Here is an 11,801-nt window from a genome sequence, read left to right on the forward strand (position 1 = left end):
AAAATCAATGACATGTAATCCAAACTGCGTAATAAAACTTATCTAACTAAGTCTACCCAAAATCCACAGATTTAACAGTTTATTTACGCCAAACTGGTAACTTAATTGTGCTGGATGGGATATTTGCCAGTGGGCAATATCAGCCCGAGCGCCTACTTTTAACACTCCACGGTCATCAAGACCTAAAGCACCTGCGGCGTTGCGCGTTACCCCTGCTAATGCTTGTTCAGGCGTCATGCGGAAAATAGTACATGCCATATTCATCATTAAGTGCAATGAACATAATGGTGAAGTCCCCGGATTAAAGTCAGTTGAAATAGCGATAGGAACTTGATACTGCTGGAGTAGTTCAATTGGCGGATACTTTGTTTCGCGTAAAAAGTAAAATGCACCAGGCAACAATACCGCAGCAGTGCCTGCTTTGGCCATTGCTTGAATGCCTGCTTCATCTAAGTGTTCAATATGATCAGCAGATAAGCCATTAAATTCTGCAACAAGCTCTGCACCATGTTGATTAGATAACTGCTCAGCGTGCAACTTAACTGGTAAGTTGTGCTTTTTAGCCGCTTCAAACACACGGCGAGTTTGCTCGTTACTAAAGCCAACGTTTTCACAAAATGCATCAACCGCATCAGCTAAATCAGCCTCAACAACACGGTCAAGCATCTCACCGCACACCAAGTCAATATACTCATCGCTACGGCCTTTATATTCAGGCGGTAACGCGTGAGCACCTAAAAAGGTGGTTTTAACATCAACCGGATGATTTTCACCGAGTAAACGAGCCACTTCAAGTAGTTTAATTTCGTTTTCGCAATCAAGGCCATAACCCGATTTAATCTCTACCGTAGTCACGCCTTCTGCGTATAACGCATTTAAACGCTCTTTTGCACTAACAAATAAGGTTTCGTGGTCGGCTTCTCGGGTTGCACGTACCGTACTTGCAATACCGCCCCCCTTTGCAGCGATTTGTTCATAGCTTACACCTTGTAAACGCTGCTCAAATTCTTCTGCGCGGCTACCAGCAAATACTAAGTGAGTGTGACAATCAATCAATCCAGGTGTTAACCACTGCCCTTTTGCAGACACAGTTGGCGTTGCGAGTGCGTCAAACTCAGGTAAATCAGTTTGTGCACCTAACCAGGCAATTTTGCCATCTTTAACGGCAATCGCTGCATTTTCAATGGCGCCGTATGGTGCATCGACAGCAGGATCCATTGTGGCGATATTGGCATCTGTGATCAGTAAATCCCAGAGCGCTTGATAATTGTTGGTTGTGTGCATTTTTCACCTATTATATTGATGCTTGCTAAAGGCTCAGTATGAGCCTAAATTTAAATTTGTTTAAAGTTTATCAACTCATCTTGTATATACAAGGAAATTATGTCACCTTGTAACACACTGTTAACTCACCTATAAACTTTTCATAATGAACGTTCCTAAGTTTGCGCAAATAAAAGAATTCATTCTGGAAAATATTCAATCGGGAGAATGGCAAGAAAACGATCGTGTCCCGTCTGAAAACGAACTAACTAGTCAATTTCGAGTTAGCCGCATGACAGCTAGACGCGCACTCTGTGAATTAACCGATGCCGGTATTTTAACGCGCAGCCAAGGCCAAGGTACTTTTGTTGCCAACTTCAAATCACAATCATCACTACTTGAAATCAAAAACATTGCCGATGAAGTTAAAGCACGAAACAGCAACTACAGTTGTACTATTTTAGTGATGGAATCAATTAGCGCTATAGCGCCAATTGCGATTGCTTTGGGTGTCGAGGTCGACAGCCATGTTTATCGAAGTGTGATTGTGCACAATGAAAACGAGCAACCTTTGCAAGTTGAGGAGCGTTTTGTGAACCCAGCTCTTGCTAAAGACTACTTACAGCAAGACTTTCACAGCCTAACACCCCACGAATATTTATCGCAGAATGCTCCACTAACCGAAGCACGTCACACGGTTGAAGCAATTATGCCAAATCCAGAAATGTGTGAATGGCTCAATCTTTATAACGAAGAGCCATGCTTACAAGTGATCCGCCGAACCTGGTCATCACAAGGTATTGTAAGCTTTGCACGCTTAGTCTCACCGGGTAGTAAATACCGGCTAGGCGGTCACCTTACTTTTAAAAAGTAGCTAAATAGGCGTTTGATAAAGAAAATTCAGTGTCTCTATCGCTGAACCATCAATGATTCGTTCGCCTTTATCATGGCTTGTGAAAGTGGGTGGTTGATTGCCTTGCTCAGAGCATTTTTGCTGGTAGTAATCCACTTTTGTTGGATGCGCCGGATGGACAACATTATAAATGCTGCTCGCGTTAGACCAATTTTCAAGTACAGCCAAAATCGCCGCTATCACGTCTTGCTGTTGTACCATGTTCACTACCTGCTGACTTGAGCTAGAAAGCTCTTTACCAGCAACAAACTTACCCGGATCGCGCCCAGGGCCAACTAGTCCTGCCAAACGCAATACTTTACCACCGGCATTTAACACTAACTGCTCGGCATCAAATAGCAGTTGTTGGCGCGCTGATTGACAATTAATTTCTGTAGTTTCGTCGTATTGACCATTGTCAGTTGGGTAGACACCTGTCGAAGAGCATAAAATAAAGCCTTTGCAATTTAGGTATTTAGCAAGCTCAAGACCTGCTTGCAAAGTGGCTAGATAATTACTTTCTGAACTGCGGCTACGTGGTGGGATTGCACACACCCACCATGCATCTTCAAGTGATACGTCTTGTTTAAGCACATCGTCTGCAAGTACAAACTGACGCTGAAAGTCATATTCATGTTCGCTACTACGGTGTGTTCCCTGCACATGCCATGCTAATTCTTTTGCCTTAATACAAAGTGCTTGGCCTAGCCAACCAGCACCTAAAACTACCAATTTATTCTTTTCAATACTCATTTATACAATAAGTCCTTAGCATTTATTATTAACCTTCACTTAACAGTGTAGCGATTTGGGTGCAAATATGATTAGATAGATAACTCTACCCGATAATAAAAACACGTGCACCTATGTTAAATAACCTCTCTTTACGAAAAAAAATATTACTACTCATCGGCGGGACGATAAGTGTATTACTGATCATCGCCTCTAGTTTTTTTGTTAACCATATTGCTGAGCTATCACGCCAAGCTATTCAACGAGAAGCAGATAGCTATTTACAGAGTGAGCGACTCTCAATGCAAGGTTACTTTGCCAAATACGGTAAAGTTGTACAAACTTTCGTGACAAATCCGCACTTAGTTAATTGGTTCGACAACTGGACTGAACGTGATCAAAGCCTTGATAACCAACCTGGATATGACAGTGTTAACCAAGATTTTGTCCGCATCAGTGGTAACGACGACAACATCTTATCTGCCTTTTTTGCATCTGCAACAACAGGTGAGTATTTTAAAGAAAATGAGCGCACCTCTCATTATAACGGCCAGCCTTATTACGCGTACAAACGAGGTTGGTGGCAAGACGCTTTAAAAATCAACAAACTCTATGTTGGTCCTATTTCTGTAGATCTGACCACCGGGAATGCTTCAGCAGTTGTACAGCAGCCTGTTTATAATAAACAAAATAAACTTGTAGGCTTTGGTGGTGTTGATTTACAGCTTAATAATATTAACGACATGGTTGAAGGCATTCGTTTTAATGGCCAAGGTTTTGGCTTCCTACTAGATGGCAATCAAAAGGTTGTACACTTATCGAAACGCACTGGTCATAAACTGTCTGTAACTGATGAAGGACCGAATGGTAAAGAAGGCTTAGATGCCCTCGAAAAACAATTTAGCGACACTTCAGGCTTTAGCGAATTAAACCGCGCGATGAAAAGCCAAAAAGATGGTAGCAGCTTTGTTACATTCAAAGGTGAGCAATATTATGTTGTATACAACCGACTTGAGTTAGAAACTCCTTACCTAGATTGGTATGTCGGTATTTTAATACCGACCAGCATGATTGATGAGCCAGTAAACGATGCGGTGATGACAACGACCACATCTGTGATCATCATTCTCGCGATTATCATTGCGATGATCTTTTGGGCGACGCAAATGATCACCAAGCCTCTAACAAAACTAACTTACATCATGCGTGATATTGCCTCAGGTGATGGCGATTTAACACAAAAAATCGAGATAAAAAGTAATGACGAAGTGGGTCAACTTGCCCATCACATGAATACTTTCATCGATAAGCTACGTGCAATGATGCTTAATACTGCTGCACAAGCAGAGCAGCTAAGCCAAGCTGCTAGCCAGCTGAAAACAGTTTCGCAAAAAACCAACGATGAAATTCAGCAAGAGAAGCAACAAGTAGACAGTGTGAGTGCTGCAGTAACAGAAATGGCAACTACGGTGATGGAGATTTCACGTAACGCTCAGCACACCAATAATGCGGCTGAAGAAGTGCAAACTATTACCGCAGATGGCACTAAGCGCTCGACTCAAGCACAATCAGTGATGACCGCTCTTGCAAGCCACATTGGTGAAGCCTCTAAAGTGGTTGCGGGTCTTGAGCAAGAAAGTGGCAATATTGGCGCGGTAGTTGATGTTATCAACTCAATTGCAGAGCAAACTAACTTACTAGCACTGAACGCGGCAATTGAAGCAGCCCGTGCTGGTGAGCAAGGTCGAGGCTTTGCGGTTGTTGCTGACGAAGTTCGTTCACTGGCAAGCAGAACGCAAGAGTCAACAGATGATATTCGCAATATGATCAGCCGTTTACAACAAATTGCTCAACAAGCATCAACCATGATGCAACAAGGTCAAGAGCGTGCTGAGGGTTCAGTTGAGCAAACACAAATTGTATTGCAAGCTCTACAAGATATCGCGCAATCTGTGACAAATGTGCAAGATCAAAGTCATCAAATTGCGACTTCGACAGAGCAACAAACTGTGGTTGCAGAAGATATCAACAATAGCTTGGCAGCGATTAATCACTTAGTGAATAGCACTGCGGATCATGCTCATGAATTGGCGGATGAAGCACGTGATTTGAATGAATTAGCAGCCGCTTTAAATAAGACGGTGAATCAATTTAAGTTATAAAGATAAATTGCTGAAGTAGTTAAAAACCCGATGTCACCTGAAGATGACATCGGGTTTTTATCGTCAGCCTTCCCTGTTAGTCGTGGCGCAACCGCTTTCGCGTGTTCCATAAATTCGTGCCACTGTTGCTTGTTCCATAAAGCAACTCCTTTGTCGGTCAATCCTTGTGTTGGTTGCGTTTGTACTTTTTCCATATAGTCTCCTCCTTACGCTAGCTTCATCCTTTTTGGCTCCTGCCTAAGCTTATTCCTTGCTGTCATCTCCATTCACTTTATCCATAAAGCGTTGCCATTGTGCGCTACTCCATAACGCCTTGTTACTTCCTTGTTGTCCTTTGAGCATAGTTACATTATCCATACTGTAAACTCCTTGCGGTTTATAATCCGTTACTCCTACAGCCCTTCCTTGCTGTGCTCCATTACTCATCCTTGCAGATTAATGCAGTAATTATCGCTTAGCGATGATATACACGGCATGAATCAAACCAGGAATGTATCCTAATAAGGTTAAAAGAATATTAATCCAGAATTGCGCACCTAAACCTACCTGTAAAAATACGCCTAAGGGTGGAATTAAAACTGATAAAATAATACGTATTAAATCCATAACTCACTCCTTGAATTAAATCAGCCCAGCTAAAGCTGGGCTAAAGGGCTTGCTATTATTCAGCAATAATCTTCAATTTATCGATTACTTTACGAACGTCTTCAGCGTTTTCAGCAATGCTTACCGCTAATTGCTTTTCTGCATCAGATTCAACAGTACCATTAAGTGTTACTACACCGTTGTCAGTATCCACATCAATGTCTGTACCACCTACTTCTGAGTTAAATAAATAACGTGTCGTGATTACAGTAGTGATCTTTGCATCGGTTAAGTCGCTTTCTGCTGAATCAGCTTTGTCTGATTTCATGTGCTTAGCTTTCATGTTTTTAACAACAGTTAATTTGTTATCAACAGAGCTAACACCGTCTAGGCTAAGAACCAGCTCTTCAGCAAGTTCTTTATCTAATTCGCTATCAACCTTACCTGTAAGTACAACCTTGCCATTCGTTACATCAGTGTTGATGTCAAAGTTGTTAAGGTTTGTGTTCATAAGAAGCACAGTTTCTGCCTTACCATCAATCCAAGCATCTTTACTTTCATTTTCCCAGCTGCTTGCCTGAGCTGACATGCTAGTTGCACCAATTACTAAAGCGGCAATCATAGATTTGTTAAAAGTGTTCATAATCTTTCTCCTTTTGATTAAAGACAGATTAAGTAATGCGACTATGATGCCAACTATTTATATCTTAATTTTCAATTAGTTAAACATTGATTCAGCGACTGTTTATATTTATTTCGGTAAAGATTTACAAGCTGATCGGTAATAAGTTCACGATGTTGCAAAAATAGCTACTTAGTTGCGAATTTTATTAATCTGTGGTTAATTTAACAAAATTGATTATTAGCCATAAAAATTAACCTGTTGATTTATATGGAAATAAAATTTGGCCTAAGCCTTGCTTCATGAATAATAACTATAAAATCACAACAGGGAACTACCATGGCCGTTAAACTTGAAGACCGCCCAATTGATCAAGTAAGAGAAGAAGTAATCGATCAACTCATTTATAACTATAGTCATGCTGTTATTTCAGCTGAAGCATTTGAACGCCGACTAGATCAAGCAATGGCGGCCACCAGCAACGAAGTTCTGGTAGAGCTTGTTGCTGACTTAGAACTAAAAGCTGACATTGACTACAAATCGCATAAGCATGCTCAATTTAAGCCTCATTATAGTCACAGCAGCGATAACGAAAGCCTACACCTTCGTAGTATTCTTGGTTCAAATGAGCGCAGCGGCCAATGGGTGGTACCAAAAGAAATTCACCTGACAAACTGTTTAGGCTCTATCGAACTCGACTTTAGCGAAGCGATCTTCCAGCATCAGCATGTCACTATATATGTAAACTGTATTTTAGGTAACGACGAAATCTACGTACCAGAACATGTCAATGTGGTATCCAAACTGTTTAGTGTAATAGGCAGTGTTGAGAACAAGTCAGTCGCTCTAAACAAAGGTCAAGGTCCAACCATCACCATTGAAGGTAACGTATGGCTAGGCTCAGTCGAGATTTCAGTTAAACGCACTATGAAAGAAAAGTTCATTAGCTTTGCTAACAGCCTAAAAGCCAGTTGGAAAGAAATGAATAAGATGCAATAAAAAAGTCTACTCTTATAAAGCTATTATGTGTGGTAAGGGGTTTGTTCATTTAAACAATACTGACGTCTGAGAGAGCTATAAATACAAAAAACCCAGCCGAAGCTGGGTTTTTGGTATTCTGATAAACGTAAATATTAACGTTTTGAGAATTGTGGACGCTTACGTGCTTTCTTAAGACCCACTTTCTTACGCTCAACTTTACGTGCATCACGTGTAACGAAACCTGCTTTACGAAGTGTAGGACGTAGAGACTCGTCAAACTCCATAAGTGCACGAGTGATACCGTGACGGATAGCACCAGCTTGACCAGTAGTACCACCACCTGAAACAGTGATGTGTAGGTCAAACTTTTCAGTCATTTCTACGTGCTCTAATGCTTGACGAACAACCATGCGAGCAGTCTCACGACCGAAGTACTCTTCTAGAGAGCGCTTGTTGATTACGATGTTACCAGTGCCTGGGCGTAAGAATACGCGAGCACTTGAACTTTTACGACGACCTGTACCGTAGTATTGATTTGCCATGATAGTGCTCCTTAAATGTCTAGAACCTGAGGCTGTTGTGCAGCATGGTTGTGCTCAGTACCCGCGTAAACTTTAAGTTTACGGTACATAGCGCGGCCTAAAGGACCACGTGGCAACATGCCTTTAACAGCTTTTTCGATAATCATTTCAGGCTTTGCAGCTTGAAGCTTGTCGAAAGTAGTAGACTTAAGACCACCTGGGAAACCAGTATGAGCGTAGTACATTTTGTCTTTTGCTTTATTACCAGTAACAGTAACTTTCTCTGCGTTGATAACGATGATGTAATCACCAGTATCTACGTGAGGAGTGTACTCAGCTTTATGCTTACCGCGTAGGCGATGAGCGATTTCAGTAGCGATGCGACCTAAAGTTTTACCTTCAGCGTCAACTACGTACCAGTCACGTTTTACTGTTTCTGGCTTAGCAACAAACGTTTTCATTTATTAAAATCCAATGTTTTTTAATTAAAACCACAGGTAATTATTATTAATTACCGCTCTAAGTTGAATGCTTTAACCCCTTCGAGTTGAAGACTTTAAACCAAAAATTAGAGGCTAAACTAATAATTGGTAATAGAACGCAACGTGGCAGACGCGGGAGTATACCAGCACTCAAACCACATTGCTAGATGATGGTTGTTTTTTATTCGAGAAAATCAGCTAATAAGTGCGCGCGAAATAAATTTCACGCCTACATCAATCGTAGGCGTCACGCTTGCTTGACGCGCCTTACATTCAACACCGTTCGGCTAAAGACTGACGGCTCTTCTAAGTTAAGTGTTCTTTTGCTAAATACTCTAGCGATTGCATTTCTTGTAATCGACTAATACAACGCTTAAATTCAAAGTTTAAGTTACCTTCACTATATAGCTCAGTAATTGGCTTTTCTGCAGAGATAATCAAGGTGACATGACGCTCGTAGAATTCATCCACTAATGCGATAAAACGACGTGCCGCATCATCATTAGCTTGACCTAGCGATTTTACATTAGACAAAATCACCGTGTTATAGAGTCGACTGATTTCCATGTAATCAACTTGACTACGAGCTGTTTCGCACAGCTCGCTAAAATCAAACATGGCAATACAGTCTGATACTTTACGGGTTTTGATCATGCGCCCTTCAATTTCAATTGCCTTGTCGAGCACCCCCGGCTCAGGTGACAACTTATCGAAGTATTCAAATAAATTATCGTCAGCTTGTTTATCAAGCGGGCTATGGAAAATCTCAGCCTGTTCAAGTGTACGCAATCGATAATCAACACCCGAATCAACATTAACGATTTCTGTATTAGCTTTTACCAGCTCAATTGCAGGTAAGAAACGTGCGCGCTGTAAACCGTTACGATACAGCTCATCTGGCACTATATTAGATGTAGCAACGAGCACAATACCACGTTCAAATAATGCTTCCATCAAGCCACCAAGCAGCATTGCGTCAGTGATGTCTTGAACAAAAAATTCATCAAAACAGATAATGTCTGTTTCTGATTTAAAAATATCAGCTACAACATTTAATGGGTTGCTGGTGTTCTTTAATTTTTTAAGCTCATCATGTACTCGATGCATAAAACGATGAAAGTGCACACGCATTTTACGATCAGTAGGTAAAGCTTCATAGAAAGTATCAACTAAATAGGTCTTACCTCTACCAACTCCCCCCCAAAAATAAAGCCCTTTTATACTCGGCGTGCTATCTTTAGAGAATAGTTTGGCAAACCATCCCTTCGCGGCGGGTTTGTCTGCCGTAAGGTCATCATAGAGTCTTTGTAAGTGACGCACTGCATTTTCTTGTGCTGCATCATGTACAAAGTCTTCACGTTGTAAATCTTGTTGGTATTTCTGCCATGGAGTCATAGGTCGTTACAATAAAACACTGTTAAATTTGCGTAGTATATTAACACGCATCGTATCTCAGGGTATATTAGCCCGCAGTATGATTTCACAATCAAATTAAGCATATTTTAATAATGATTGGACTATAAATGCTTTTAATACCAACGCGCTTAATTAAGAATTATTGCAAATTGGTATGATGCATCTGTTTTTGTTATTTTTTCCCAAAGGGGTAGATTTATGGGCACAATTACCTGGATTGGTATTCTAATCATCGTTGCAATTTCAGCATTTTTCATTGGTGCTTTTGTAACTAAAAAACAATTTAAGCAAGACGAACTAGAACAACAAGTTGAGCAAGCTAACAATGCCCTTGAGCAATACCGCCAAGATGTGGCTGATCACCTAGCTAGCACTGGTAAGCTAGTTTCTAAAATGAAAGATAACTACGACCAGCTGCTAAACCATGTAGAAGAAACAAATAACTTGTTACTGGCTGATAAAAAACAGCATCCAAATGAGCCGTTCTTTTCTAAAGAAACCACGGAGCAATTACAAAACTCATTACAAGACCGCAGAGGCGATCGCTCAAGTGCTGAAGCTCAGCCAGCTGACTATGTTGTTGGTGAAACAGGCTTGTTCACTGGTTCAGAGAAAGTTTCAGAACATTCTAAAGCCTCTTGATGAACTTTTTTTTGACCCCATAGTCTTTAGATATAACAGCTTTATATCTAAACCAAGAAAAGGGCTGCTTATGCAGCCCTTTTTAGTTTTTGCTTTATCTCTGAAGTGGAGTAAACCCAGACTATGAAAATGAAATTATCTGTTATCAGTGCTGCTATTTTATCTTCTAGCTTATTATTAAGCCCTACTATTTCAATGGCAAAGCTTCCTGTTGCTGTAGATGGACAACAATTGCCAACCCTAGCACCTATGCTTGAGCAAATCACACCTGGCGTAGTCAGTATTCAAGTGTCAGGTTCAAAAGAAGTCCGCCGCCGTGCGACACCATTTGATGATTTTTTTGGTGTACCTCGTGGCGGCAGTCAAAAGCGTGAGTTTAGTGGCCTAGGCTCAGGTGTGATCATTGATGCAAAAGAAGGTTACGTGGTAACCAATAACCATGTTATCGAAGATGCCGAAAAAATGGTGGTGACCTTAGAAGATGGCCGCGAATATGAAGCAACTAAAATCGGTAGTGACAAAGAATCAGATATTGCCTTATTGCAAATTGATGCAGAGGATTTAACAGCACTTAAGATTGCCGATTCAGATAAGTTACGTGTAGGTGATTTTGCAGTTGCCATTGGTAATCCATTTGGTTTAAGTCACACAGTAACATCAGGTATCGTCAGTGCCCTTGGCCGTAGCGGTTTAAATATAGAAGGTTATGAAGACTTTATTCAAACCGATGCTGCTATCAACCAAGGTAACTCTGGCGGCGCGTTAGTTAACCTCAATGGTGAACTGATTGGTATCAACACCGCTATCTTAGGCGCATCTGGCGGTAATGTGGGGATTGGTTTTGCGATTCCATCGACCATGATGAAAAACCTTGTTGACCAAATTATCGAGCACGGCGAAGTGCGTCGTGGCTCATTAGGTATTTCGGGTCGCCCACTTGATGCTGGCCTTGCTAAAGCACAACAACTCGACGTCAAACAAGGCGCCTACGTTATGCAAGTAATGGATGATACCGCTGCAAGTAAAGCTGGTATCAAAGCCGGTGATGTAATTATTAGCGTTGATGGGACTGAAATTAGCGGTTTCCATGAACTACGCAGTAAAATAGCCACTCTTGGTGAAGGCAAAAAAGTTAAGCTTGGCATTTACCGAGATGGCAAAGTCAAAACGGTTAATGTCACCCTAGATGGTGCATCAGCGATCACAGCCGCTGGCGAAGAAACACATCCAGCATTCCAAGGGGCAACTTTAGAAAATACCCAGAAGAGTGATGGTAAAGGTGTTGAAGTTACAGGCGTACAAGCACGCTCTCCTGCGGCACGTGTCGGCCTTGAAGAAGGTGACGTAATTATGCAAGTTAACCGTCAACGCGTAGAAACAATCCGTGACATGAATAAAATCATCGAAAATACCAAAGGTAACATCGTACTAGGTGTTAAACGAGGTAGAGAGCTTATTTTCGTATTAATTCAGTAAACCTAGTTGATAAATCATGAAAAAATA

At 41.2% G+C, this 11,801-nt stretch carries 13 protein-coding genes; 5 read left to right on the plus strand and 8 right to left on the minus strand.

Going from position 1 to position 11,801, the window contains the following annotated elements; all coding sequences use genetic code 11:
* Nucleotides 1-42: 42 nt before the first annotated feature.
* Complete coding sequence (gene hutI / locus L1D46_RS00885) at nt 43-1,284, minus strand: imidazolonepropionase (RefSeq protein WP_239976558.1); 1,242 nt, start codon at nt 1,282-1,284, stop codon at nt 43-45.
* A gap of 145 nt (nt 1,285-1,429) precedes the next feature.
* Between hutI and hutC the strand changes: the two genes are divergently transcribed.
* The gene (hutC, locus tag L1D46_RS00890) at nt 1,430-2,137 is read left to right on the plus strand and encodes a histidine utilization repressor (RefSeq protein ID WP_167658730.1); all 708 of its coding nucleotides are present in this window, start codon (nt 1,430-1,432) and stop codon (nt 2,135-2,137) included.
* On the opposite strand, the gene L1D46_RS00895 is transcribed toward hutC, so the two are convergent.
* Nucleotides 2,138-2,908, minus strand: coding sequence for an NADP-binding protein (locus L1D46_RS00895; RefSeq protein WP_239976559.1), 771 nt, complete (start codon nt 2,906-2,908; stop codon nt 2,138-2,140).
* 113 nt (nt 2,909-3,021) lie between these two features.
* Between L1D46_RS00895 and L1D46_RS00900 the strand changes: the two genes are divergently transcribed.
* Nucleotides 3,022-5,049 carry a methyl-accepting chemotaxis protein gene (locus L1D46_RS00900; RefSeq protein WP_178926548.1) on the plus strand — a complete coding sequence of 676 codons (2,028 nt, stop codon included), beginning with the start codon at nt 3,022-3,024 and terminating at the stop codon, nt 5,047-5,049.
* Here the strand turns inward: L1D46_RS00900 and L1D46_RS00905 are convergent.
* The 3 genes from L1D46_RS00905 to L1D46_RS00915 form a co-directional block, all read right to left on the minus strand.
* A complete protein-coding gene (locus L1D46_RS00905; RefSeq protein ID WP_239976560.1) occupies nt 5,034-5,243 on the minus strand; it encodes a hypothetical protein in 210 nt (69 codons plus the stop codon). The genes L1D46_RS00900 and L1D46_RS00905 overlap by 16 nt on opposite strands.
* Nucleotides 5,244-5,496: 253 nt before the next feature.
* Nucleotides 5,497-5,655: a YqaE/Pmp3 family membrane protein gene (locus L1D46_RS00910; protein ID WP_064971745.1), complete on the minus strand. Its 159-nt coding sequence runs from the start codon at nt 5,653-5,655 to the stop codon at nt 5,497-5,499.
* Between the two features lie 55 nt (nt 5,656-5,710).
* Nucleotides 5,711-6,277, minus strand: coding sequence for a BON domain-containing protein (locus L1D46_RS00915; protein ID WP_130049816.1), 567 nt, complete (start codon nt 6,275-6,277; stop codon nt 5,711-5,713).
* 318 nt (nt 6,278-6,595) lie between these two features.
* On the opposite strand from L1D46_RS00915, the gene L1D46_RS00920 reads away from it, so the two are divergent.
* The gene (locus L1D46_RS00920) at nt 6,596-7,255 is read left to right on the plus strand and encodes a LiaF domain-containing protein (protein ID WP_130049817.1); all 660 of its coding nucleotides are present in this window, start codon (nt 6,596-6,598) and stop codon (nt 7,253-7,255) included.
* A gap of 134 nt (nt 7,256-7,389) precedes the next feature.
* Here the strand turns inward: L1D46_RS00920 and rpsI are convergent, their stop codons facing one another.
* The 3 genes from rpsI to zapE all read right to left on the minus strand — a co-directional run bounded on the left by rpsI (nt 7,390) and on the right by zapE (nt 9,635).
* Nucleotides 7,390-7,782 carry a 30S ribosomal protein S9 gene (gene rpsI / locus L1D46_RS00925; protein WP_095209788.1) on the minus strand — a complete coding sequence of 131 codons (393 nt, stop codon included), beginning with the start codon at nt 7,780-7,782 and terminating at the stop codon, nt 7,390-7,392.
* Nucleotides 7,783-7,790: 8 nt separating this feature from the next.
* The gene (gene rplM, locus L1D46_RS00930) at nt 7,791-8,219 is read right to left on the minus strand and encodes a 50S ribosomal protein L13 (protein ID WP_130049818.1); all 429 of its coding nucleotides are present in this window, start codon (nt 8,217-8,219) and stop codon (nt 7,791-7,793) included.
* 327 nt (nt 8,220-8,546) lie between these two features.
* The gene (gene zapE, locus L1D46_RS00935) at nt 8,547-9,635 is read right to left on the minus strand and encodes a cell division protein ZapE (protein ID WP_239976561.1); all 1,089 of its coding nucleotides are present in this window, start codon (nt 9,633-9,635) and stop codon (nt 8,547-8,549) included.
* Nucleotides 9,636-9,854: 219 nt separating this feature from the next.
* Between zapE and L1D46_RS00940 the strand changes: the two genes are divergently transcribed.
* Nucleotides 9,855-10,298, plus strand: coding sequence for a YhcB family protein (locus L1D46_RS00940; RefSeq protein WP_130049820.1), 444 nt, complete (start codon nt 9,855-9,857; stop codon nt 10,296-10,298).
* A gap of 123 nt (nt 10,299-10,421) precedes the next feature.
* Nucleotides 10,422-11,774: a DegQ family serine endoprotease gene (locus L1D46_RS00945; RefSeq protein WP_130049821.1), complete on the plus strand. Its 1,353-nt coding sequence runs from the start codon at nt 10,422-10,424 to the stop codon at nt 11,772-11,774.
* The last annotated feature ends 27 nt before the right edge of the window (nt 11,775-11,801 follow it).

Source organism: Pseudoalteromonas sp. Isolate3, assembly GCF_022398505.1.
GTDB lineage: Bacteria > Pseudomonadota > Gammaproteobacteria > Enterobacterales > Alteromonadaceae > Pseudoalteromonas > Pseudoalteromonas apostichopi.

Coding starts and splice junctions, on each gene's coding strand:
- L1D46_RS00915 (WP_130049816.1), bottom strand. CDS start 6,277: ATGAACACTTTTAACAAATCTATGATTGCCGCTTTAGTAATTGGTGCA.
- hutI (WP_239976558.1), bottom strand. CDS start 1,284: ATGCACACAACCAACAATTATCAAGCGCTCTGGGATTTACTGATCACA.
- L1D46_RS00895 (WP_239976559.1), bottom strand. CDS start 2,908: ATGAGTATTGAAAAGAATAAATTGGTAGTTTTAGGTGCTGGTTGGCTA.
- L1D46_RS00910 (WP_064971745.1), bottom strand. CDS start 5,655: ATGGATTTAATACGTATTATTTTATCAGTTTTAATTCCACCCTTAGGC.
- L1D46_RS00920 (WP_130049817.1), top strand. CDS start 6,596: ATGGCCGTTAAACTTGAAGACCGCCCAATTGATCAAGTAAGAGAAGAA.
- rplM (WP_130049818.1), bottom strand. CDS start 8,219: ATGAAAACGTTTGTTGCTAAGCCAGAAACAGTAAAACGTGACTGGTAC.
- hutC (WP_167658730.1), top strand. CDS start 1,430: ATGAACGTTCCTAAGTTTGCGCAAATAAAAGAATTCATTCTGGAAAAT.
- L1D46_RS00945 (WP_130049821.1), top strand. CDS start 10,422: ATGAAAATGAAATTATCTGTTATCAGTGCTGCTATTTTATCTTCTAGC.
- L1D46_RS00900 (WP_178926548.1), top strand. CDS start 3,022: ATGTTAAATAACCTCTCTTTACGAAAAAAAATATTACTACTCATCGGC.
- zapE (WP_239976561.1), bottom strand. CDS start 9,635: ATGACTCCATGGCAGAAATACCAACAAGATTTACAACGTGAAGACTTT.
- L1D46_RS00940 (WP_130049820.1), top strand. CDS start 9,855: ATGGGCACAATTACCTGGATTGGTATTCTAATCATCGTTGCAATTTCA.
- L1D46_RS00905 (WP_239976560.1), bottom strand. CDS start 5,243: ATGGAAAAAGTACAAACGCAACCAACACAAGGATTGACCGACAAAGGA.